This is a genomic window from Sinobacterium caligoides, from assembly GCF_003752585.1.
GTDB lineage: Bacteria > Pseudomonadota > Gammaproteobacteria > Pseudomonadales > Sinobacteriaceae > Sinobacterium > Sinobacterium caligoides.
In genome coordinates, this window is record NZ_RKHR01000003.1 from 430319 (window position 1) to 455385 (window position 25067).

Genomic DNA, 25067 nt, shown 5'->3' on the forward strand with positions numbered 1-25067 from the left:
GCTAACAAGAACCAGGCCGTTACCCGCTAGGGCTTGCTACTAGATTTTCGACGTAAAGGTACGAGAGATCACTTCTAACTGCTGCTCACGAGTTAGCGAGTTAAAACGAACCGCATAGCCTGATACTCGAATAGTCAGCGATGGATACTCTTCTGGGTGATCCATAGCGTGTACTAACGTATCACGATCCAATACGTTAACGTTCAAGTGCTGACCACCTTCCTTCTCAGCAGTGTGATGGAAGTAACCGTCCATCAAGCTCACCAAGTTATCGGTACGCATTGCCTTATCTTTACCGAGAGACTCAGGGATAATGCTGAAGGTATAGCTAATGCCATCTTTCGCTGAGCTGAACGGTAGCTGAGAAACTGAAGTCAACGAAGAAACAGCACCTTCAACATCACGACCGTGCATTGGGTTTGCACCCGGTGCAAACGGTTCACCAGCACGACGACCATCAGGTGTGTTACCAGTCTTCTTACCATAAACCACGTTAGAGGTAATGGTTAGGATAGACTGAGTAGGCTCAGCATTATTATAAATATGATTGCTACGAATCTTATTCATAAAGCGTGTCACGAGGTCACAAGCGATGTCATCAACACGAGAATCGTTATTACCAAACTTAGGGTATTCGCCAGACACTTCGAAGTCGACAGCAATGCCATTCTCGTCGCGAATCGCCTTCACCTTGCCATACTTCATCGCAGACAATGCATCGGCTGCAATAGACAGACCAGCAATGCCGCAAGCCATAGTGCGATGGATATCACGATCATGCAGCGCCATTAGGACAGCTTCATAGGCATACTTATCGTGGCTGTAGTGGATGCAGTTTAGCGCGCTGACATAAGTCTTCGCCAACCAATCCATCATGCTATCCATGCTAGCCATGACTTCGTCATAGTCTAGGTATTCACTGGTGATAGGAGCAGATTTTGGTGCAACCTGCTTCTTCTTCATCTCATCAACACCACCGTTGATGCTGTACAACATAGTCTTAGCAAGGTTGGCACGAGCACCGAAGTACTGCATCTGCTTACCGACAACCATTGGCGACACACAACAAGCAATTGCATAGTCATCGCTGTTGAAGTCTTCACGCATTAGATCATCGTTCTCGTACTGGATAGAGCTTGAGTCGATAGAAACTTTCGCACAGAACTTCTTGAAGCCTTCAGGAAGACCCTCAGCCCATAGCACGGTCATGTTAGGCTCTGGCGATGGCCCCATGTTGTATAAGCTATGCAGGAAGCGGAATGAAGTCTTGGTAACCAGAGTACGTCCATCCAAGCCCATACCAGCAAGAGACTCAGTCGCCCAAATTGGGTCGCCAGAGAACAGATCATCGTACTCAGGGGTACGTAGGAAACGCACCATACGCAGCTTCATGATGAAGTGATCAACAAACTCTTGCGCCTGTTCTTCAGTGATAAGACCGGCCTTAAGGTCACGATCAATATAGATATCAAGGAAGGTAGAGGTACGACCAAGAGACATTGCAGCGCCGTTATTTGACTTAATAGCCGCCAAATAACCCATGTAAGTCCACTGAATAGCTTCTTGAGCAGTATTCGCTGGGCGAGAAATATCACAACCGTAAGTCAGAGACATTTCAGCAAGGTCAGCCAATGAACGGATTTGCTCATTAAGCTGCTCACGGATAGTCATCACGTCTTGCGTCATTTCTGCATTGTCGCTTTCAGCCAGCTCACGCTTCTTATCGGCAATCAGACGATCGGTACCGTACAGAGCGACACGACGGTAGTCACCAATGATACGACCACGACCATAGGCATCGGGCAGGCCAGTCAGCACACCAGAAGAGCGACAAGCGCGGATGTCAGGTGTATACATGTCGAACACACCTTGGTTGTGTGTCTTGCGGTACTTGCTGAACGTCTCGACAACAGCTGGATCGATAGTGCGACCATAAGCCGCCGCTGAAGTTTCGATCATGCGGACGCCGCCGTAAGGCATGATGGCACGCTTAAGTGGCGCTTCAGTCTGCAGACCGACGATTGTCTCTAGGTCTTTATCAATATAACCCGCAGCATGTGAGGTGATTGTCGCAGGGTTCGAAGTATCGAAATCAACCGGTGCATGAGTTTCATTCTCAATGCGAATACCGTTTTGAACGGCCTCCCAAAGCACGTTGGTTGCATGGGTAGCCGGAGCCAAGAACTGATCGTCACCTAAGTAAGGTGTATAGTTATGCTGAATAAAGTCACGTACATCAACCGCTGAACACCACTCCCCCGCATTGAAAGTCTTCCAAGCACTCTGCATAATTTCTATTGCTGCATTCATAATGTCACCTCTTAGGTTATTTTGAATCGTTCATTCCCGATCACCAATCGATACATCGCTTAGTGATCGAATCATTAAGTAGCTTTGATGAACTGATTGTCTGCCTCTCGAAGCCATCTCACCTTGACGCAAATCAACCACAACACCTTCTCTCAACAGTTTTAACTAAACAGGTGTTTAGCAAGTAAAATAGTGGGTTGGCTACCGCTAGGTAATACTACCTAAGCAGTACTACCTAATAAAAATAGACCATGAAATCAGCGACTTATATAGCACAAAGTCACTTCATGTCGCATTTGATATTTATATCAACAGATGTTTATTTATTGATTTAGATCACGTTAATTATACCGGACAAGCTTTAGAATGCCTCCTGAAATCAACACGCAATGTAACAGGAATCAACAGATGAAATATGACGACCTAAAGTTCAACCGAGCTGAGAAGTTCACCGCGGCCGAACATGCCATCTTAGAATCCTTCTTCCCTGTTGTTGACGCTATCGGAAATTTATTGGGCGATACTTGTGAAGTTGTACTGCACTCTCTCGAAGATACCGAGAAGTCAGTCGTAAAATTTGTTAACGGCCACATCAGTGGACGCCAAATAGGCGCACCTATTACCGACCTATCTCTACACATGCTGCACAAAATGCATGAGAACGGCGCCCACTTTTCGGACAGCTACTTTACTCGTGCCAAAAATGGCAAGTTGATGAAGTGCACCACTATTGCCATTCGTAACCTCAAGGGCGAGGTGATCGCTCTACTTTGTGTCAACTTAAACCTCGACTCCCCACTCAGCGATTTTATCGCCGCTTTAACACCGAGCAGTCTCAACAAAATTACTGGCGAGCAATCAATTACCTTTAATGAAGAAAAATCACTCGACGCTCAACTTGAGCGAATTTCAGACCAAGTGATAAAAAATCACAACATCGCCGCCAAGGAAAAGGTACGTCAAATCATCTATCAGCTGTACCGTGAAGATCTATTTGAACTCAAAGGTGCTGTTAATACTGTATCGAAATACCTCGATATCTCACGCCACACTGTTTACCTCTACATTCGTGAGTACCGTAAGAAGCACACGACTCTCGATTTAACCCAACAGTAGAGCTGAACCTTCGTCAATCACTAAGCACTCCGTTAAGCGAGTGCTTTTACTTTTCTAACACCTTTATTTTTAGCGCAGGTTTTCAACTATGTCGCACTCTTCTAACGAACCACTCAGCCCTGCCGCCACGGCAAAGAAGGCCGAAGACTATGGAACCGTTAAGGCAACCCGCCCCAACGGCACCGCCTTCGCCCTTGCTATCAGTGCTGGCGCCTTCATTGCTATTGCATTTATTTTCTACGTTACGGTAACAACAGGTAATGCAGGAATGGGTTGGGGGATGCAACACCTCATTGGCGGCCTCTGCTTCAGCATGGGCATCACCATGGTGATCATACTCGGCGGAGAGCTGTTCACCAGTACAGTGCTTAGTTTGGTACCAAGAGCCAGCGGCCGTATTAACAGTAGCCGAATGCTAACTAACTGGGCTGTTGTTTATGCGGGTAACTTTGTCGGCTCAATCATCTTAGTCGCACTCATGATGTTCGCTAAACAATACATGGCTGACCATGCTCAATGGGGCATCACCGCAATGAACGTCGCCAACCATAAGCTACAGCATAGCTTCGGCCAGGCCGTGGTACTTGGCATGCTCTGTAATATTATGGTTTGTTTAGCGGTCTGGATGGCCTACTCTGCTCGAACTCTGATTGAGAAGGCCTTTATTGTCATGCTTCCTGTCGCCATGTTTGTTGCCGGCGGGTTCGAGCACTGCGTTGCTAACATGTTCATGATCCCAATGGGCGTTGCTATTCAGCACTTCGCGCCAGCTGAGTTTTGGGCAGCAGCGGGCGCTAGCCCCAGCGATTATGCCTCACTGACATTCAGCAACTTTATTACACTGAATCTAATCCCTGTCACTATTGGCAACATTTTAGGCGGTGGCGTCTTAGTTGGCATGAGCTACTGGGCTATTTTCCGTCGCCCAGAGCTAAAAGCAGAGAAAAACGATGCACAACAGGCCGCAGGCAAGCTAAAAGAGGCCGCCTAAGCTTAGATGCACAGCCTCTCGTACAGACGAGGGGCTGCTCTTACGCGAATAGTCGTATAACTTCTACTAATGGAAGTTGTACTGCATCTGCAAGGCTAACGTCCTACCCTGATCAAAAAAGCCATAGTAGGTTGGTGCAGCAAACTGCGATGCAGCTAGCGGCACATTATTAGCAAAGCCAATCGTGGTCTCATCGGTAATGTTTCGCCCCAATAGTGCAACATTCCAACGATCATCGGCATCCGCCAAACTTATTCTCGCATTGAACTTACCGTAAGCCGGCTGCTTCATATTAGGGTCAAGACTCTCATTAGCAAAATATTCATCAGTAAAGCTGTAGTCAACGTTACCACTAAAAACCATTGAGTCAAAAACGTCATAACGATAATGCAGCGAAATCAGGCCTGCGTAATCAGCCACGTAAATATTAGTCTCACCCTTCATGTCGGAAACATAGGATCTTGCATCGCTATTGTAAGTACAGTTACGCTGCAACGGCACATCCAGCTGATTTTTAAGAATCAACTCATCGCCTGCAATACAGGTTCCCTGGTCAAACTCCGTGAATTCGAAGTCTAACGTCGCCAACGAGGCGTTAAGCATCCAGTTTTCACTCAGTGCCGCACGAAACTCCAGTTCTATCCCTTGAGTCTTTGCTTCGCCCGCATTGGAAACATTGAAACCAACGCTACCATCAAAAGTACTGACTTGTAGCTTCTCTAGTTCGGTGTAGAAGTAGGCAGCATTTAGCTCAATCGCTTCTGTAATACGGTATTTGGCACCGAGCTCAAATGCCTCAATCTCCTCATCCTCAAACTCAAAGGTACCAGGACGTATTAGCCCAATACCCGCATCACTAGGTTGATTGCTTGCGCTTGTGGGTGCATTTGAGCGAACATCAAACCCCCCCGCTTTAAAGCCGTTAGTCATCGAGCCATACAGCATCAAGTCATCATGCAGATCCCACTCTGCAATCAGGTTGTAAGAAGTTTTATAACGTTCCCGCTCTCCTTCCTCTGTGTGCCGGTATGCATTAAAAACCAGACCAAACACCTGATCAATCGCGTCACGCTGAGAGTCAGCCGTACCTGACGAGGAGCCACTAGCCCCACTCAACGGGGTACCATCATCATTAGTAAAGTTCATGACACGCTCTGCCGACTTCTTATAATGAGAACGTCGCAGACCTGCAATAAGGCGAACACTATCGGTGACATTCCAAGTGGCCTGACCAAAAATAGCCTGCTGACTATTCTCTTGGTCAAAAACTCTAGGAACAGCAACACTCGCAACATCTGGCGCAAAGCCTGCAACAGTACCAACGCCTGCTGTTAACGTTTGTAAGGACGACCCGTCAGGCGGTATATTCAAAGAGTCAGCATAGTGAAGCTTATCGTTCTGTAGGTATAGCCCTCCAATGAAATCAAAACGCTCACCTCCTGGAGATGTCAGCCGAAATTCTAGGCTATTTTGACTGTAATCTTCCGCGGTATCGTAATCAAATAACAGCTGCCCACTGAAGTCACAGTCACAGTTTTCGTCGTACTCATAATCGAGATAACCCATCTTCAACATCGCCATATAGCCGCTATCAAAGTCCTTGTTAAAGCTCAGCGTAACATTATTCGTCGTATTTTCACTGCTATCGCCGTTGCTATAGCGAAAGCTGCCATCCGCACTGTAAAGAAGCGAATTACCATCTTCAGCTACGTTCTCAAGGTTAGGAAACTGGCTTCGATCATTATAGACATCAGCAAGCGTCATATTATCAGTCTTACCGCCCTGGGCGTAGCTTGAATTAGACGTACTACTGCCCTCACCAAAGGTGTTTTTTAAGCCTCCATAAACAGCAATCTGCCGCCCAGTGACATTAAATGTCGATCGCTCTACCTTTAGCTGACTTGTTAAGCTATCACTAAGGTTAAACTCAAACCCTACGCGCAACGTATCAAAATCACGTTGTGGGCCATCTTCTTGTAGTGTTCTATTCTCTACATAACCATCAAAATCAAACTTTCTATAAGCAACTCTTGCTCGAATATTATCCGTCAAAGGTGCGTTAGCGATGACAATATACTCTTGCTCATTATACTCAGGCTCATACATCAGCGAGATACTCGCTTCATACTCATCAGTCGGTGTCGCCGTATTAAATGACAACGCCCCACCAATGCTATTGTTACCAAACAATGTCACCTGTGGCCCACGTAAAACCTCGACACGATTCATATCAAAATAAGGAGAACGCGTTAACTGCGCACGCCCGTAATAAATTCCATCGACATAAGTACCGACAGACTGCTCAAAACCCTGATTGACTCCAGATCCAATACCACGAATAAACAACTGCGTACCAATACCCGTTTCTGACATAGTCAAGTTTGGCACATAACTAGACAGCTCTTCGACACGACTAATGCCTAATTCTCGCATTTGCTCGCCAGATACAACCGACACAGAGACCGACACATCCTGCAGCCCCTCCTCTCTCTGCTGTGCTGTAACAATGACCTCCTCTAACTGTTGTGCAGAAGCATTACTGACAGCCGCTCCCTGGGAAATCAAAGTGATTGCCATAGCCAATGGCACAGGCTTTATTATTTTCTTCATAGTTCAACCATGCTAGTTTTTATTTTAATTTATCAAGCCATCAACAATAAAAATAATCCCAAGCAAAATAAAAATATCGCGAACAAACCAATAAAACAAGGCAGGCAGTCATCTCGCGTCACTGGCATGACATATAGCCACGACATGCCTGTACCTTGCCGGGCTGCTCCATTAATGTAAAAACTAGCCAACAACAAATAAAAACCCAACAACAAAAAACTAAAAAATGCGCAGCTAGTCCCTACGCTTTATAACAAAAAAGGAAGTCGAGACATGGTCAGGGAACCATCAAAATCTAATGAGAGAAAAAAAATACTACTCTCATATTTAAAAATAATTACCATCATAAGCTTTAGCAGCCTCATCATTGGCTGCGGGGGTGGCGGGTCAAGCGACAGTGTTAGCATCAACGAGGAAGCCTCACCTCCTGCAACAGTACTTACAGGCACATTTATAGACAGCGAAGTGAGCAATATCGCATACAGCACAGAGACACGGAATGGGTTTACCAATGAGAAGGGCGAGTTTGAATACTTAAACAACGAAACCATTACGTTTTCTATTGGCGCAATACAATTACCAAGTAGCAGAGCTAAAGCTGTTATCACCCCGCTCGATATCGTAGGCACTCAACTCATAAACAACACAACAGTATTAAACATTGTTAGGCTATTAATCAGTCTAGACCAGGACGACAACCCTGAAAATGGCATACAAATTGATGATCAAGCACATGAAAATGCGCAGGGTGAAAGCGTTGACTTTAGCAGCTCTGATTTCGCTAACAGCGTTATCAATATCGTCGCTAACAGCGGCTCATCAACGACCGAGTTAAAGAGTGCCGAGGCCGCACTTCGGCATATAACCAGCACATTTAACACCCGCCCAGTGGCGGATGCAGGCCACAACCAGGTATTACAAGCAGGCGTAAACAGTCTAGACGCAACTCTCGATGGCGGCGACAGCTACGACCAAGATGAGCATCCATTAGAGTACCACTGGGAACTGCTTAGCCAGCCAGATTGCACGCTAGACAGCTGCCCAAGAGCTGTACTAATAAACCCTAGCAGTAAAACACCAACCCTCAGTAATATGTCCGAGACAGGCTATTATGTCGTTAGCCTCGTCGTCAACGACGGTTTTCACAATAGTGTCAATAAAGCAGAGGTTACCCTGACCCTCAACAAATCATTTCCTCAGGCCGCCAGTCTATTTGGTAGCGCCGTAGTCTTCAGCGCACTAGCAATCGGTCTCAAGCGTCGACGCCAGAAGTTGATCCAACTTATCTCCCTTAAGGAGCATAACCATGTTTAAATTTATTACCAAAGCAACTTGCCTAATCACTATGGCAATAGGCCTTACCTGCCAGGCCGAGAGCATAGAGTTATTCAACGGCAGCATTACCGACGCCAACGGCGCCTTGGCAAGCCTTACCCCCGTAGACACAACATTCAGCGGCTCATTTGATTATACTGAAGAGACTGAAGTCGCCACCTACGCCAATGTCATTCTAGCGGGGTTTTGTTTTAACACTACTGCCAATGGCGCACCACCCGCCACATCAGACTGCCCGGGTGACAAGTCAGCAGTCCCCTTTCTTGCTGACGGGCAAAACGATTACGACCCAGAGCCACTTGCTATCGGAACAAACTTCTTACAAGTTGACTCTGATATTGATCTCACCTACGGCGGTCTTGTTAAGTTGCTAGCCTACTCCCCCTCTTTTAACGTTAATATACTCATTGATATCGAACTTTTCGAAAACGGTAACGCCACCTTAACAGCCGATGCTGGCTTTCTTGGTTCAACTTCAGGCGTATTTACCTGGACGCCAAAGCCTCCTCCTGTCATTGTTCCAGTACCGGCTAGCATATGGTTGTTTATAACAGCGCTTGCAGGCCTATTTTCCCTACGAAAAATGAAGTAGATTTGATTTAAGAGCCTCAGTTTTAGGGCTCTATTTTTTCAAACAGCTGCTGTCTGATACATAATTCCGCCACCTCCTCCCACCTTTCACCCCCCTCCACCTGTCACACCCCTCCACCTGTCACACCTGTCACACCTGTCACACCTTTCACACCTTTCACAGGTTTTATTGCTCATTAGTTAAATACCAGACACAAAAAAGCCCCTGACTCGGGGCTTAAAGTTAGCAGTCTGCTATCGATTAGCGAGAAACTTGACGACGCCTTACCGCAGCTAGACCAGCAATAGCTGAACCAAATAGCCAGGCCGCCGCAGGTACAGGCACCTCTGGCGCATCGCTCTGCCAGTTCAGCGCGCCTTCGGCTGTTCCAAGAAAACCAGCATCCGCAACCAGGCTTCCGCTACCGTCTGCATTTAGCATTACATCAATCAAAATATTCACCCCAAACGACGGCGAAAAAGCGAGTAATTTCAGGGCGCCATCAACACCATCAAACGTCGTTCCAGCCTGCTGATATGTCGCATCCGGAGCTGCTACATCGCCGGTATAGGCTGAAGAGCCTGTGGTCAAAAATGGCACAACACTCTTGCTTGAAGGACAATCAGGGGTTGCTGGTGGCGCGCCACTTGCTGTCGAGTTAAAGCAGAACCCAGCCAAAATCACATTACCATAGCTTACATCACCAGCATCAAAGTCAAAGTCTCCTCCAAAATCGGTGCCACTAGGCGCCAAGGATGCTAGCGCTCCCGTAGAGGAATCGATAACCCCGTCTACAATTATCGTTGCTGCCTGCGCTAATACTGCGGCGGAAGATAACGTCAAAACAGCCGCAACCTGCGTAAACTTTCTTAACAACATAACACTCACCTTACTTATTATAATGGAGGAATTATTATCACCGAAAAAGGCTACAACAAAGAGGTTTAATAAAACCTCATAAAGGCAAGATGAACAGTTAAGACCGACAACAACAGAAGTACTGACACCATCAAATATGGTGCAACTAACAACAGACAAAACAAGTACCAAAAACTTAAAAACTACTCAATCAATAAGTATTTATTCTTCCTATAATCCGTAGGGGTCATTCCTGTCCAGCGGATAAAAGCACGCCTGAAATTTGACAAATCACTGTAGCCAACACTCTCTGCAATTTTTTCTAGACTACAAGCTGTTGATGATAACAGCTTGCAAGCATGCGAGCGTTTCTGTTCTTCTAGTATCTTCTGAAAGCCAGTTCCCTCAGAGCTTAAGTAGCGTCCCAAAGTTCTTGGAGAGAGATTTAAACGACTAGCAACTGCCTCGAGTGATAGCAGGCCAAGATCATTACTTTCAGCGAAGCAAGCCTTAACTTTTTCAGCGTAATCCATGCGACTACGATACTCATGCAGAGCACTCTCGCATGTCTTTAACGAGCGCTTATAAGCAACCGGGTTAGCAGATATTACAGCCTTAGAAAACAATTTCTCAGAAAAAACCACGCTGATCTCTTTACAGCCAAACTCAACTGGACACCCGAAATACTCACTATATCTTTCCGCATTACTAGGCTCAGCATAATCAAGGTAAATGCAGTCACATTGCACATTGGTCGCGGTGAGTGAATCTGCTCCATTTTTCCAACATGCCAAAAGCGCCTCAACGAAGAAAACTCTCACACTATTAGTGAGCCCTTCGTACTCTATATCGACATTCAAGCGCATTTGCCCGTTAACACTCGAAGCCTTATAGCGCATTGCCAAGCCTGTAATTGCATAATAGCGACCAATGACTGCAAAGACATCTCCTAATGTCGGCGCTGAAATCATCGCCAGGCCGACAGATCCTGCACAACTTGGGTGAAGGTTCTCGCCATAACAAAATGCCAGCGCCATAGAATCATCCGCGATACCCTTAACACATTGATTCAATAACAAAACAAAATCACATGGACTCTTACTGCTGCGCCACCTTTCAATAACCTTATTGAAGGCGTCATCTTCCCTATCCAAACCCAGCAGCTCGGCACTGTGAAGCAATAACTCACCATACATGGGATGAAGTAATGGCATTTTCTTATTCATAAATCCTCATTAAAAGAGCACTTCATATAAGTCACCATACCGAGACTTTTCACCACAAACAACTATGGCGATATATGACCCGTATATGTCGTGCTTCGACCTGTTGCTTCTCTGCTTTAAAGGTAAATTAAATCATATATCGGAGGTGGATGAGTAGTATGACTTTTAATCCCGCATCCGAAGCTGTACGAAAGTACCAATAAAAAAAATAATCAAGGAGGATTAACCATGAACAGCTACATTACTTCACGGTTTTCAATTGATGATGATGTGCTCAGCATCATCTATCTCGCAGTATTTAACACCTTGCTAGAAAAACATCAAAAGCCACTGATCGGCTACCACCTTTCACTAGCGAAACTGCAAAACCCAAGAGCTAGAATTAGCCCTAAACTATATTATACAATCCTTGAGAAATCCTTAAGCAACAGAACAGCTAAGTCGCTCGGATTCGAATATGGAAAAATGCTTAACATGGCCGCAGCTGGAACGGTCGGGCAACTGCTCATGTCCTGCAAAGATATAAGCGAAGTATTCCAGCAATTCATCAGATTTTACCCACTGCTCTCACTCTCTGTTAAAATCAATATGAGCAGTAAGAACAAAAGACACACTGTGAGTGTTGAGCGCTTATATCAAAAACATCTACCAATCGAGGTTCAGCAGTTTCTGTGTGAAACATTATTCTCATGCTGGCTCACACAAGCCCGCTGGTTAACCGGCAAACAAATCAACTTCAGCCGTGTTTACATTGCCTACCCCGCACCAGAGCATGCACAGCTATATCGACGATTTTTTAACTGCGAAGTAATCTTCGATAGCGAGCAACATGCTATAGAGGTAGATAATAATTTTGCCGAAACCCCTGTCATAACCGCAAACGAACCGGTTATGGCTATAAAACAACGTCATTGTCTGGAAGTTCTACGGAGCTGGGAGTGCAAGTTCTCAATAAGGGAGCAAATCTATACTCTATTACAGAGACAGCAGCCTGATCTTCCTAATATGGACGAGGCCGCAAGCATGCTGCACTTATCCCGTAGTAGCCTCTACCGCAAACTTCGTGACAGCGATACAAACTATCAACGTATTGTCGACGATTTTCGTCGTATAGAGGCCATTAACTACCTTAGAAAAAGTGATATTTCACTCAGCGACATCGCCTATAAGCTGGGTTTCAGCGATGCATCAAACTTCCGCCGAGCCTTTAAAAAATGGACTGGCGCTAACCCACTAAACGTCAGAAACGACCACCAACTCAACCTATCACAGCTAACCTCTACTCATCCATCACAAGCAATTTAACAACGATATCTAACCACGAGGGGGCTGACGCTTATAGACTACCTCCCCCTCTTTAATCGTCTCGACAACTTCTATAGTACGCAGACGATTTATGTTAACTCGCAATGGGTTAGCGGCCAAAATAACAAAGTCAGCCAACATTCCTTCTTTGATCATCCCTTTGCGGCGCTCCTCATGTAATTGATAAGCAGGACCTGAGGTTAAGCCCTGCAGTGCAGTATAAGCATCAATTCTCTCACCTCGCCCCAATACGACCCCACTCTTCGTTTCGCGCACCATTGCTGTCCACATCATAAAGAAGGGGTCTAGCGGCGTGCGACTAAAGTCACTGTAGTTTGAGTAAATCATACCTATATCGACAGCCGATCTAATGGGGTTTACTGTACTGGCCTCCCTCCTACCAAAGCGAGCTATATAATCATTACCTTGAAAGTAGTTTTGGTTAGATAGAAAGGCTGGCGACACCCCCATGCCGGCAAATTGCCTAAGCTGCCTGGCCCATATCGGCTGCGCTAGTAAAAGAACCGGGCGATTATCGTCACCTGCTTTAAATCCAGCCTCTGCTAACCCCTGGGCCACTTCATCGACTGCCGCGACATCCGCAATATGGATAAACAACTGCATACCGCTACCGGCAAATTGTTTTAAAGAAGCGTTAATTGTTAATTTTTCCAGACCAAACTCACGCCCTTCTCCTGTTTGTACCTCACTGCGCCTCTTCGCAGGGGTTCTCACAGCAGTATTTTCGGTAGCTAAGGCAAAAATCTTAACACCTTGCAATTTCAAGTGATTACGATATTCTCCAAAGTAGTAACCAGCACTAACGATATCATCTAGATCTTCCCTCCGCGTTAGCAGCGCGACATCAATCATTAAATATTTCTGTTGCGACGCCCTTGTTAAAAAGACAATATCACTAAAGGAAGCGAAGCCTTCCTGCGTATGTGTATAACCATGCCTAACGTACCGATTTTGCGCCTCCAGGAGCGCCATCATCCGCTCATGCTCAAGGCGACGAAACAACATAACGGAGATTTTCTGATAAGCTGCATCGCTCACCCTACCCTCAACGTCCTCAACCAAGAGCCCTTCATTTATTCTCACCCAAGCAAGGGACTGACTATTCAGTATTGCTCCACCTCCTGATTGTTCGATCAACACCACAGGGTTGTTTGGGAAGGCTTGATCCAACTCTTGACGAGTGATATCACGCCGCTCTGCAAGTCCTGCAGAATCATAGCCCCAACCAATAATGAAAGCGCCTTCAGTCAAGCTTTTATCAGCCTTAAACTGCCTCAACACAACTAATATGCTGGCTATATCAGTAGCAGGTCCCACTGGCGGGCTCGCTATATTCACCTGACCGGCCATCTGTACCGCTAACATAAAGTGGCTATGCGCATCGATAAACCCAGGCAACATAGTTTTCCCAGCCAGATCATATATCGGTGAGCGCACAAAACGATCATTGGCTTCTCGCTCGTTACCCACAAAGATAATTCGACCATTCTTTACAGCAACCACTTCGGCATAAGTCGGGACATTACCATTCATAGTGATAATTTCACCATTCTTATAGAGAATATCGACTCGTTCTCCGCCGAAAAAGCCCCTTTCATCAACACAGCTAGACAGACTGATAGTGATCAGCGTCAGCACGAGAAAAAGATAGTTAAACTTCATCTTCACCTCTGTCGTTACAAGCTATCGCACTAAATTAATTCACGATATTGTAAGCCGGCTGCCCCTCCTTTAACCCCCAGCAGCTCGATGACTCACTCTATAAAGCCCCTTATAAAGGACTATTAAGCCTAGCAGATACAGCTCTCATTACCGCCATCGCTGGTGAAACAATACATTGCCATCTCTCTCATCAGCTTTCTGCCTGTCAACCACTAAAGTTTTGTGATTTAGCACGCTTCATGCTGGGATTAGACACCCAATTCGGTATACTCGCTCCTTCATTAATCTTATTTCCTCACTTTGCTCGGTATCTACTTTCGCTATGACTTCGATCTCAAACACCATCGACCTCGCCTGTCAGCTTATCGCTATCGACTCCATCACCCCTGAGGACAAGGGTTGTCAGGAGCTCATGATAAAACGTCTCGAGGCAATCGGTTTCAATATCGAGCGTCTACGTTTCGGCGATGTTGACAATTTTTGGGCAGTGCACGGCGAAAGCGGTCCACTACTTGCCTTTGCTGGGCATACAGATGTCGTACCAACCGGCCCCCACAGCGACTGGCAATACAATCCGTTTAGCCCAACAATTGTCGATGGCATGCTATACGGCCGTGGTGCCGCAGACATGAAAGGCAGCCTCGCTGCGATGGTCACGGCCTGCGAGGCCTTCGTTGGCGAGCACCCCACTCACCCGGGTCGCATTGGCTTCCTAATCACTAGCGATGAAGAAGGACCCGCCGTGAACGGCACCGTCAAGGTCGTCGAACACCTGCAACAGCAAGGGGAATTTATCGACTGGTGCCTCGTTGGCGAGCCCTCTAGCACTAAACAGGTTGGTGACGTCATTAAAAATGGTCGCCGGGGCTCTCTAGGCTGCGTCTTAACCATACTCGGCACACAGGGCCATGTCGCCTACCCTCAACTGGCCGACAACCCAATTCACAAAGCAGTTCCAGCCCTTACCGACCTAAGCCAAGAGCATTGGGATGAAGGTAACGACTACTTCCCTGCCACCAGCCTACAGATATCCAACATCAACGGCGGCACTGGAGCCACCAACGTTATCCCCGGCAGCTTAGAGGTGGTCTTTAACCTACGTTTTTCTACCGAGCTGACACCAGAAGTCATCAAACAGCGCGTTGTTTCCATTCTCAAGAAGCATGACTTAGAATACAAAATTGACTGGAATCTCAGTGGCTTACCATTCTTAACTGAGAAAGGGCGCTTAGTCGATGCAATCAGCCAGGCAATCCAAAGCAGTACCGGCCGAAGCACCGAACTATCAACCTCTGGGGGGACATCAGACGGACGCTTCATCGCCCCCACTGGCACCCAAGTCGTCGAAGTAGGTCCTGTCAACGCGACCATCCACAAGGTCGATGAGTGCGTATCCGCCGAAGATCTTGACACTCTCCACGACATCTACCTGAAAACATTAGAAAATATGTTTTGTTCTTAGGTATTTAGTCAAGATTTAAATGCCTTGATTGGGTAAATGTCAAACCGCGACGATTTACCCATCAATTGATAGCCGGGCTCCACCCCCGGCAATGTCTCTCCCTTTCTCGGACGCTTTACAACCACGCGATACTCCGCTGCATTGAGACCCGCCAATAAAAGCGCCTCACCGTCCAAGTCCTTCCCCACTATTTGCTGAAAGGCTTGCATCTCTTTCTTCACAGCTGCCGACTTCTTGCTCGCAGGGTACATTGGATCCAAGTAGACCACGTCAGCTAACGGTGTTGTCGCTTGGGTCATTGCTTCTATCGCATCACCTCGCTGTAACGACATACGTCGCACGATCTCCTGCAACTCACCATCACCTTCGCTCAATGCTCGCGCTATACCATCAGCCAGTAACTCAGCGACAACCACTGAGCGCTCAAAGAGCTTCATCTTGCAACCCAACGTTGCCAACACAAAAGCATCTTTACCTAGACCCGCCGTAGCATCGAGAACACTGGGAACAGCGCCTTTGGAGAAACCAACCGCCTTCGCAATCATTTGTCCCTTACCTCCACCAAAATGTCGGCGGTGCGCCACTGCCCCTGAGGCGAAGTCGACCCTCACGCCTCCTCCCTTACCCCCAGCCGGCAACAATGTCAGCCCCTCGCTCGAAACCGACAACACATATTGTGCACGGTCTAAACACGATAAATCTTCAATCAAGTCCAGTTGCAGGTCAGAGGCAAGTTGTCGAGCACGTAACAAGCTTGCTTCATCAGCGACATAGATGGGAGGTAATAAACGACTAGCAGAAGAGGTCATAACATAATATCGAGTGTGATAGAGATAGCGCCAGTATAATCAAGGCAGCACTTAGATGACAGAAAGACTGCCACCAACAGCCAGTTAACAGCATCGCCTACTTAATCTATGCCAAAAAAAACCAGGCTAAGCCTGGCTTTCGAACAATTAATGATTAACTATCAAGCGCTAAATTGGCAACAATTGAAGCTCAACACGTCGATTCTGCGCACGCCCCTCAACAGTGGTATTCGAGGCAATAGGATAACGAGGACCATAGCCTTTGGTTTGTACTCGGCCCGCTTTCACATGCTCACGGATAAGGAAGTTACCAACACTATCAGCTCGCTGCTCGCTAAGCTTTTGATTCAGGCTTGCACTACCTGTTGAGTCCGTATGGCCACCAATGCGCAGCACGGTATCAGGGAACTCTTGCACAACAATAACAATAGACTCGAGCACCGACTCAAAGCTTGGGCGAATACTGTAGCTAGAGCTGCCAAAGGTAATGTTACCCGGCATAACTAGGCGAATATTATCACCCTCACGCTGAACTTGGACCCCAGACCCCTGCAACTTATCTCGTAATACTGCCTCCTGCTTGTCCATGCTAAAACCGACGCCACCACCAATGCCACCACCAACTGCTGCACCGATCGCAGCACCTTTACCACGATCTTTATCACTGGACAACGCTGCCCCTAGTAAGGCGCCACTAACAGCGCCAATACCTGCCCCCTTAGCTGTATTACTGACTTTCTGCTGCCCTGTAAATGGGTCTGTACTCATACAGGCAGTCAACATTAAGGCGCATAAGATGATCGTAAAACTTTTCATACAACTTCCGTTAAATAAAAGATAATTTTGTAATAACTTCACCAGAATCAACAGTGAAGCTCCCCCGTTAAAAATAATAAATTTGATCAGATCTATGTCTGATGAACATCAACAAATAGATGTGGCCAGTAATTCTATATCACCCTGCGCCAGCAAGCCCTCGAGGTGCTCACAATTATGTAATAATGCTTTCATATAAAGGTTTTCTCCACTGAAGTGGCACTCAGCATAACGATAGACACCGTCAAAAAAACCCTCTAGCCGTGTTTCAATTGCAGTGTGAACAAATTCAGGCGTTTTTGCCAGCAGGTCAACTGGCGAACTGTAAACTACGGTAATGTTACCGTCACTAGTATCACGAGCAATCCCTCCTTTCTCAAATTCATCATAAAGATAATCACGGCATTTATTTAAATAGTTAGCATCAGCCATTTGCGCGAGCAGGTCTGCAGTTCCAATAAGGTAACCAAGATTACGCTGAGTCGGATCACGAATCGCAATATCATCTGGGTTTATCTCATAACCGGTAAATTGCACCAGTCTTTTCCCAAGAACAATATCCTCTTGATAGCCCACCTCTGTAAGATACTCACCCAGGAAACGAGCACTTCGAGAAACATGTGTACGCGTATATTCCGCACCATCAAGATGACGTCTATCCCCTTTACGGCGTATATAGCCCGAATCATGGAATAGTGCCACTAGAATACCCAGTTCCACTTGTCGGCTCGTCAGACACAACGCTCCTGTTTGATGAGATTGTTGGTAACCATCTACTAAACGCGCCATCGCCAAAGTAACATCTAGCACGTGCAGCAAGTCATGATAGAGCGTTTCACAGCCATAATATCCATGCCGTCGACCACTATACAGCGCCTCAAGATCAAAGAACGCAGTACTAATTAAGCTGCAATCTAGATCATCGAAATGCGCAGACAATAGCCGAACAACCTCTGCGCACACTACCTTAGTATCACCGACTGCAATTTTATCAGTAACATCAAAGCCACTGCGATGGCGGTGTTGCAAGCGCGGTAAAGCTATGGCGCTATGTTGTTGTGTCATATCTGAGTTCCCTAACCAACTAGCCTCAAGCTTCGTTTAGGTGACTTTATCCAAACGAGCAACCCGAGACTGTTTCCGTTCACCGACTAGCCGCCGACGCTCACTTTCTAAACCCGCTTGACGACGCTCTTCAATGTTTCGACGCCGATCCTTCCAGCGCCGCTGCATCCCTAAGATAATGGCCTGGCCATTACGGGTATGGATATTGATACGTACATTATATGTTTTTCTACTTAAACCATGCTTGTCTGTTATCGTGAAGGTCTTCACAGTTTCACCACCCGAAGCACCCGTTTCGCCCGTGAGATAGCAATGTACCTTCTCAATGTTCTCACCAGACAGTGATAGCTGTTTTAACAGGGGTAATTGCTTACGTATTCGCTCAATAAAACGAGGGGTGTCAACATCAATAAGGTAAGCTCCCTCTCTCATCGAGGTCGGCACGGTCGTCGTGAAGTCACCCATGACAATTTGCCCTCGATGAGCACCATCCAACATGCGCGATAACTCAATCGTCACATCCCCAACGATATAACTAAACATCGTCGGGTTAAGCCCTTCCGCTTGATAAAACTCATAGTGACTGCCCATATGAAAGCCAGTACGAATAGCCGGGACAGTATTCCCTCTAGCCTTTCGCTGAGCAATAGCGTTATCCATCACGACTAACAACATAAATAAGTACAGATTAAGGCTTGCCTCCGCGCTATTGTCACGATTCCAAATATAAAAGCCATCACCAGTGGTAGTACGCGTAAAGTTCACCTCAATACCATGCTTTAGCAACTTATGATAAGAGGAATTAATCGAGTAAGAGAGGCTGTTCAATTGGCTCGTCTGCTCAAATGGCGTAAACAATGAAAAGTCAACGATATCAAAGAGAATCACGGCACGCTTATCAACATAGCTAATACTGTACCGATGCAATAGCTCTTCGGTCATGCGCTCTGCTGTACTATCACCTAAGACGGGAATAGGTAACTCTATGGCTATAGGCTCAAGCTGCAAACGCTTAGCCGCCCCCTGAAAGGCACGCGCAGACATCTGTCGGCGTCCGGAGATCAGCTTCTTAATAAAAAGACCGTTTAATGCCTCTAGTCGGCTTGCTACAGCGTCTTGGTTTAGTGCCGCGGAAAACTGCGCTAAGAAGTAGTGCGGAGCCAACAATAGCTCCACCCCCTGTTCACTTGCATGCCAGCAAAGAACTATATTTTGACCAAGGCACCAGTGTTCACGGATCTGACTCTCTAAGAATTTGAGGTTTCCACGCTGCACAATATTCAACGATGCTGCTCGTGTTATTTGCTTATCTTCACTGTCCATAACACATTTAACCTCTATGACACCCTTCGATACTTTGTCCAAGGATAGTTATTATTGTTAAACCACTTGTCGACACTTCAACTTACCTCAGTCTCGAATATTCCAATCTACCGCCTTTTTATCATTGCCAGCTAAATAATCGTTTGCCATCGAAAAGTGCTTACAACCAAAGAACCCTCGATACGAAGATAATGGTGACGGATGAGGTGCTTGTAAAACACAGTGGCGACTGTCGTCCACATTCTTCGCTTTCTGTTGTGCCGGCCCTCCCCACAATATAAACACCACCCCTTCACATTGACTATTAATAGTGTCAATAACCCTATCGGTAAACTGCTCCCACCCCAGTTTTCGGTGTGAGCCCGCCTGCCCTTTTTCTACCGTCAGCACATTATTCAATAACAGAACCCCCTGATCAACCCAGCTATCAAGGCAACCATGTGGTGGCAGTTCAATACCAAGATCGTCATGTAATTCACGAAAGATATTACGCAATGATGGCGGAACCTTAACGCCACATTCGACGGAGAAAGACAGCCCATGTGCCTGTCCTTCACCATGATAAGGGTCCTGACCAAGGATAACGACCTTTATCGACTTCAGCGGCAAAGCATCGAAGGCATGGAAAACCTTATCAGCAGGCGGATAAATCGTCGCCCCCTGCTTCGCTCGCGCCGATAGCTCCTTTGTCAGCTTACTCATGTAGGGCTGCTGCATCTGTGTCGTTAACAACTCCTGCCAACAACTTGGCAATCTTTTGATTGTCGATGAAAAATCGTAGCTAACGTCCGTCACACACCGCACCTTAAAATCAGTTATTACAGCAATACTAACAAACCTTCAAACACACCGGCTATCACATTTATCGCAACAATAGCGCGAACTATACATAAATAATGCGCTGTCCAAGGTCTCTACCAGTGAGGGAGTCGAGAATGTGCTCAAGCAACCGATATCTGTCCTCACCAATGTCGTACGCAACACTTCGAGCAGGAAGGGCTGCGCCTACTCAAAGCATGCCATCGTATTCTTTGCCGATAGACTTGAGGTGTGTTTTAACCAAAGACTCAAAAGGTTCCTGAGACATCAGCACCCACTGCCCCTCTGGCTTCGCCATCCACCATGCGGGGTTTATTCGCAAATAATGAAAAGAGCGGTCTTCTGGCAGCTCTATCACCACAAAAATCCCCTCCTCAAATTTCTCCATCAACGAGATAGCCGCAGCAATCAAGCTATCCGTCACTTCCAAGCCACCTGTATATCGCTCATCAGCATAAAGTGCACGTGCCTGTTCTAGATCCAATAGATTACCCTCTCAGCATTATTCATCGATATGCACAAATTATACCCTGCGCACCGTCAATCACCAGCCTCAGCCACTAGAATCAGTTGTTATGAACAAACTATTTGCTATAGTCGCCCATAGCCCTCAGTGATGAAACAAATAACAATGACCTTAAAACATCCACCCAAAAGCATTAACATAACCAAGCAAGACAGCAATCAATTACATGTGCTTGATTGGCGCCAACACTGTACCGACCATGAGGCTCCATACTGCCTCTTACTGCATGGCTTCATGAACAATGCGCACATCTGGCAACCTCTCGCTGAGCTGCTAGCTGGCCGCTACCGGCTAATCGGGCTCGACTTCCGTGGCCACGGAGACTCCAGCTGGGACGAAAGACACCATTACGGCCATCACCATTTGATTGAAGACATTATTACAGTAATACAACAGCTCAATATCTCTCAGTTACACATTGTCGGACACAGTTTAGGCGCACGTGTCGGGCTGCTGTACACCACGCAGGCCACAGCAACCATACACAGTCTAACGATTATTGACACCGGGCCAACAGCCAATAACAATGGCGTCGCCAAAGTACGACAGGATGCCGAAGCCATGCAGCAATCTTTCGCCGATCACAACACCTATCGTCGCTATCTACAGCGCTGTTATTTCTTCGCACAAGACAGCGCCATCGAAGCAATGACCCAACACGACTTAAATGTTGATGAGAACGGCCACTACAGAGTAAAAACAGATCCTGCCTTTACTCAAGCCTTATGGAAACAGGGCGACAATGGCGAGCATCGTCTTGCCGCCCCACTCAGTGAACAACTCTGGCAAGCACTGGCAGCACAGGAGCGACAGCAGCGGCCTTGCCACATTATTCGCGGTGCTATATCCGCCATATTGAAGAAACCTATTGCCGAAAAAATGGTGCAGCAGGTCATGCCTCAAGCTGGACAGCTGACAACGATTAAGCATGCTGGCCATGCCGTCATCTGCGATCAACCTGAAGCCTGCTGTCTCGCTATCGCACAGTTTCTTGATGAGCATAAACATCGATGAATTAATGCACACTATGAAAAAAGCCGCTTCTTACGAGGCGGCTTTCGTTCTTCCAACGATCCCTGTCACTGCTCAAGTCCCTGAGAGCACGTATCTTCCTGATACACCGTTTATTATCCCTAGCCTCATTATAAACAACAGGGGGGGTTATCGATTGTCAGCGTAGGAGATATCGCAAATCACTACTCGTCCGAGGTGTAGCGATAACTAAACTCATCAATATCAATTTGTTCTACGGTGAGAAAGCTTTCTGCATAACGCAGATATAACTTCTCAGCGACAAACAGCTCAAATACCTCACCGTCTATATGCTGACGATCAGCCATACCCGCCATAATCATTAGCGCCTGTGACAGTGTTTTTGCCACCTTATAAGGGCGATCACAGGCCGTTAGCGCCTCAAATATATCTGCGACAGCCATCATTCGAGCACTCACCGGCATTTGTTGCTTCGTTAGCCCCATCGGATACCCTGTTCCTAGCATGGTCTCATGATGCCCTCCGGCAATTTCCGGCACCTCTGCTAAATGCCTAGGAAATGGCAACTTCTTCAACATCGTAATTGTCTGTACCATATGCTCTTGAATCACATAGCGCTCTTCTGCTGTTAGAGTGCCGCTCCGCACCGATAGATTATAGAGCTCACCACGGTTGTAGTGCAGCGCTGGAACGAGCATATTAAACTCCTCACCTAAAGCCTGCCCCGAGACCCGCGAGACCCGGTGCCTTACTTTATCCTCTAATAACGACTCCCAGGCAGGTAGTGACGACGTCTCTCCCTCCGCTCGCCGCAACTCTTCCCAAGACAAGCCGATATTATCTGGCAGGGTACGCAACCAACGACGGCTTGCAATATTATGTAGCTGTTCGATGGCTTCTTCATCCATACGCTCCACCCCGAGATTACACTGGGCAACGAAGGCAAACTCCTTATCTAAGCGACACCATTGCTCAGCAAGGGCGGCAGAAAACTCAAGCGAATCAAGCTGCCCTTTACGTAACAGTTCGATTTCTGCATCTCGCTTTAATACCTCAAAACGCATTCTAATCTCATGCAAACGATCATAGATTGTCTCCAGTTTTGTCGCCTTATCAACAACAAATTCAGGCGTCGTTACCTTGCCACAATCATGCAACCACGCACCGATATGCACTGCTTCCCACTGCTCCTCCGTCAGTTGAAAATCAGCAAACACCCCCTCCTGACGCTCGCAAGCTGCGCGAGCAATCATCTTCGTCAACTCAGGTACTCGCTGACAATGCCCACCGGTATAAGGTGACTTCGCATCAATCGCCCCTGCAATGAGCTGAATAAAAGATTCTAATAGCGCCTTTTGCATCTGCAACATCTGCCCGGACTCTATTGAGACTGAGGAGAAACCCGATAAGCGCTGCAAAAAACTCACCTTCGACGCATTATTTCCCTGCGCTTGATCTACCGCCACAAATAACACACCGATACTATGGCCAAAACGATCCTTCAGCGGCATCACCACTAGCTCACCATCACCGACCAACCCCTCATCCAACAAGCGCCTCAGCAGTGGCCGTTCTTCCTGCACAGCACCAAGAGGGTAAACCACAACCTCACCACGATTAAAGGATTGAACCAGGGAGTGTTCTTTATCAGCCAATGACAAGTGACTTAACTCTTTGGAAGCTCTGATACGTTTCGACACTGGCGCATAATCCGCCCCCAACATCGACGCGAGCTCGAGCTCTTCTTGCTCCTCTTGATAGAGGTAAATAGCACTCAAACGTCCCTCAGTAGCTCGCATCGTCGCACGCATGACTTTCTCAAGCAAAGCATCGTAATTGTGTTCCGTCGCCAGAGACTCTGTCAGCTCGAGAAAGTGATTAACAGTACTCTTCACCTTATCAATCATACCGCCGAGCTCATTAATTTCAGTCACTGATGAGTTTCGTGGCGGTGAGGCCGTAAAGTCAAACGCCTCTAGGCGTTGGGTATCCCGCACCAGCTGACGAATCGAATAAGAGAGCTTCGCCGCCATCAACCAGCTCAACGGTATAATTAACACCAGTAAAAACAACAGCAGGAATAAGCCACGGTTACGCATTGTAATTAGCGGTAATAACAACTCTCGCTCAGGTGAGAGTATGGCGAAGTAGAGGTTAAATGAATCTCCTTGGTAAAATGAAAATACACTACCAAGCCACGCTTGTTCATTAAATTCAAACTGCAAAAGCTGCTCACCTGCCCTTAAATCAGCAGCAATACTATTGAGCAGCGAGCTATCAAGGTCTTCTAGGTAAGATATGCTGAATTTATCAAGCTTAGAGGGTGTATGCTCAGCACCTTTCACGTATGCCAACACCCTGCCCTCATCATCAAAAGCCAATAACTCACTATTCTCAGTTAACCGCTGTGTCGAAATACTATCCGTTACAGACGTCAGTGTAATATCCGCAGCGACGACAGCATCGCCCTGCACTGACTTTTTGGCCACCGTCAAACCAATCTGCCTAGAGAAGTAATACAGGTAGGGGGGCGAGACGATAACACCATCATGCTGACGAGCCTGCTGATACCATGACCTGCTGACAACATGATAATCAGTCGACTGAAGTGTTGGCTCGCCAATTAATGCGAGTGACTCGTCAAAGAAGTAACGTCGTAGACGTTGCGCGCCTTCTACAATACGGATGCTCTCTGCTAAGTAGCTTGCCGTCGAAGGCGCATCGAAAACAGCGAGAGAGTCTTTATGATGAAGATCCCTAACAACAAAAATCTCATCACGACCATACCCCACCTGTACCGAAGCAAGCGATACACTCTGCCTTAGCACCGCTGTAAACAGCGGCAAAAAAGCCAGGCGCTGCCGATCAGATTCCGCTAAGCCTATGCTACTCTCGGCAAGCAGCTCGACCCCCATCACGACAGGCTTATAGTCATTGGCGAACGTTAAGCCTGCCTCTTTTGCCACATTACTGGCAAATTGCTGGCTGCCACTAACAATCAACTCGCTGCCGCGCAGATAACTGTAACTACCTAAAGGCAATACGATAAGTAGAATCAAACCGATGGTCAGTGCAGTGATATGTCGGTGCAGTGGTTGTTGCCAACCCCTGCCCCTATCAACCCGCCTAGTATTGTTATTCATTGCTAAAATCTAGCATTTCACCCTACTACCGTCTATTGCCGGTAAACTATAGCGTTAATTGCTCGCAAATTCTTTGTCTCCCTTTCCGTGGGACTTCCACATAAGT

Annotated in this window: 19 protein-coding genes; 7 read left to right on the top strand and 12 right to left on the bottom strand. The window is 46.9% G+C overall.

Annotated elements, in window-relative coordinates; genetic code table 11:
• Positions 1 to 39: 39 nt before the first annotated feature.
• On the bottom strand, positions 40 to 2310 hold the full coding sequence (pflB, locus tag EDC56_RS02110; protein ID WP_123710873.1) for a formate C-acetyltransferase: 2271 nt from the start codon (positions 2308 to 2310) through the stop codon (positions 40 to 42).
• A gap of 408 nt (positions 2311 to 2718) precedes the next feature.
• On the opposite strand from pflB, the gene EDC56_RS02115 reads away from it, so the two are divergent.
• On the top strand, positions 2719 to 3426 hold the full coding sequence (locus tag EDC56_RS02115; RefSeq protein WP_162844052.1) for a helix-turn-helix transcriptional regulator: 708 nt from the start codon (positions 2719 to 2721) through the stop codon (positions 3424 to 3426).
• 88 nt (positions 3427 to 3514) lie between these two features.
• The gene (gene focA / locus EDC56_RS02120; RefSeq protein WP_123710875.1) at positions 3515 to 4417 is read left to right on the top strand and encodes a formate transporter FocA; all 903 of its coding nucleotides are present in this window, start codon (positions 3515 to 3517) and stop codon (positions 4415 to 4417) included.
• A gap of 66 nt (positions 4418 to 4483) precedes the next feature.
• Here focA and EDC56_RS02125 read toward each other — a convergent pair whose 3' ends face one another.
• On the bottom strand, positions 4484 to 7027 hold the full coding sequence (locus EDC56_RS02125; RefSeq protein ID WP_123710876.1) for a TonB-dependent receptor: 2544 nt from the start codon (positions 7025 to 7027) through the stop codon (positions 4484 to 4486).
• Positions 7028 to 7492: 465 nt separating this feature from the next.
• Here EDC56_RS02125 and EDC56_RS02130 point away from each other — a divergent pair, with 465 nt between their 5' ends.
• On the top strand, positions 7493 to 8341 hold the full coding sequence (locus tag EDC56_RS02130) for a hypothetical protein (protein ID WP_148059282.1): 849 nt from the start codon (positions 7493 to 7495) through the stop codon (positions 8339 to 8341).
• Positions 8334 to 8954 (top strand): hypothetical protein, encoded by a 621-nt coding sequence (locus tag EDC56_RS02135; RefSeq protein ID WP_123710878.1) that lies wholly within the window; start codon positions 8334 to 8336, stop codon positions 8952 to 8954. The genes EDC56_RS02130 and EDC56_RS02135 overlap by 8 nt, the downstream gene beginning before the upstream one ends.
• Before the next feature lie 240 nt (positions 8955 to 9194).
• Here EDC56_RS02135 and EDC56_RS02140 read toward each other — a convergent pair whose 3' ends face one another.
• The gene (locus EDC56_RS02140) at positions 9195 to 9812 is read right to left on the bottom strand and encodes a VPLPA-CTERM sorting domain-containing protein (protein WP_123710879.1); all 618 of its coding nucleotides are present in this window, start codon (positions 9810 to 9812) and stop codon (positions 9195 to 9197) included.
• A 182-nt stretch (positions 9813 to 9994) separates the two neighbouring features.
• On the bottom strand, positions 9995 to 11017 hold the full coding sequence (locus EDC56_RS02145; protein WP_123710880.1) for an AraC family transcriptional regulator: 1023 nt from the start codon (positions 11015 to 11017) through the stop codon (positions 9995 to 9997).
• Positions 11018 to 11245: 228 nt separating this feature from the next.
• Here EDC56_RS02145 and EDC56_RS02150 point away from each other — a divergent pair, with 228 nt between their 5' ends.
• The gene (locus EDC56_RS02150) at positions 11246 to 12322 is read left to right on the top strand and encodes an AraC family transcriptional regulator (protein WP_123710881.1); all 1077 of its coding nucleotides are present in this window, start codon (positions 11246 to 11248) and stop codon (positions 12320 to 12322) included.
• 9 nt (positions 12323 to 12331) lie between these two features.
• Here the strand turns inward: EDC56_RS02150 and EDC56_RS02155 are convergent, their stop codons facing one another.
• The gene (locus tag EDC56_RS02155) at positions 12332 to 14005 is read right to left on the bottom strand and encodes an amidohydrolase (protein ID WP_123710882.1); all 1674 of its coding nucleotides are present in this window, start codon (positions 14003 to 14005) and stop codon (positions 12332 to 12334) included.
• A 322-nt stretch (positions 14006 to 14327) separates the two neighbouring features.
• Between EDC56_RS02155 and dapE the strand changes: the two genes are divergently transcribed.
• On the top strand, positions 14328 to 15467 hold the full coding sequence (gene dapE, locus EDC56_RS02160; protein ID WP_123710883.1) for a succinyl-diaminopimelate desuccinylase: 1140 nt from the start codon (positions 14328 to 14330) through the stop codon (positions 15465 to 15467).
• Positions 15468 to 15475: 8 nt separating this feature from the next.
• On the opposite strand, the gene EDC56_RS02165 is transcribed toward dapE, so the two are convergent.
• The 6 genes from EDC56_RS02165 to EDC56_RS02190 form a co-directional block, all read right to left on the bottom strand.
• Complete coding sequence (locus EDC56_RS02165; protein ID WP_123710884.1) at positions 15476 to 16276, bottom strand: class I SAM-dependent methyltransferase; 801 nt, start codon at positions 16274 to 16276, stop codon at positions 15476 to 15478.
• A 168-nt stretch (positions 16277 to 16444) separates the two neighbouring features.
• On the bottom strand, positions 16445 to 17092 hold the full coding sequence (locus EDC56_RS02170) for a YiaD family glycine zipper/OmpA-like lipoprotein (RefSeq protein ID WP_123710885.1): 648 nt from the start codon (positions 17090 to 17092) through the stop codon (positions 16445 to 16447).
• 108 nt (positions 17093 to 17200) lie between these two features.
• Entirely contained in the window at positions 17201 to 18157 is a 957-nt protein-coding gene (locus EDC56_RS02175) for a hypothetical protein (RefSeq protein ID WP_245980628.1), read from the bottom strand.
• Positions 18158 to 18193: 36 nt separating this feature from the next.
• Positions 18194 to 19480 (bottom strand): hypothetical protein, encoded by a 1287-nt coding sequence (locus EDC56_RS02180; protein WP_123710886.1) that lies wholly within the window; start codon positions 19478 to 19480, stop codon positions 18194 to 18196.
• An 87-nt stretch (positions 19481 to 19567) separates the two neighbouring features.
• Positions 19568 to 20275 (bottom strand): uracil-DNA glycosylase, encoded by a 708-nt coding sequence (gene ung, locus EDC56_RS02185; protein ID WP_123710887.1) that lies wholly within the window; start codon positions 20273 to 20275, stop codon positions 19568 to 19570.
• 214 nt (positions 20276 to 20489) lie between these two features.
• A complete protein-coding gene (locus tag EDC56_RS02190) occupies positions 20490 to 20783 on the bottom strand; it encodes a hypothetical protein (protein WP_123710888.1) in 294 nt (97 codons plus the stop codon).
• Positions 20784 to 20930: 147 nt separating this feature from the next.
• Here EDC56_RS02190 and EDC56_RS02195 point away from each other — a divergent pair, with 147 nt between their 5' ends.
• Positions 20931 to 21839, top strand: coding sequence for an alpha/beta fold hydrolase (locus tag EDC56_RS02195; protein ID WP_162844053.1), 909 nt, complete (start codon positions 20931 to 20933; stop codon positions 21837 to 21839).
• 182 nt (positions 21840 to 22021) lie between these two features.
• Here the strand turns inward: EDC56_RS02195 and EDC56_RS02200 are convergent, their stop codons facing one another.
• Positions 22022 to 24961, bottom strand: a complete 2940-nt coding sequence (locus EDC56_RS02200) for an HD domain-containing phosphohydrolase (RefSeq protein ID WP_123710890.1) — start codon at positions 24959 to 24961, stop codon at positions 22022 to 22024.
• Between the last annotated feature and the right edge of the window lie 106 nt (positions 24962 to 25067).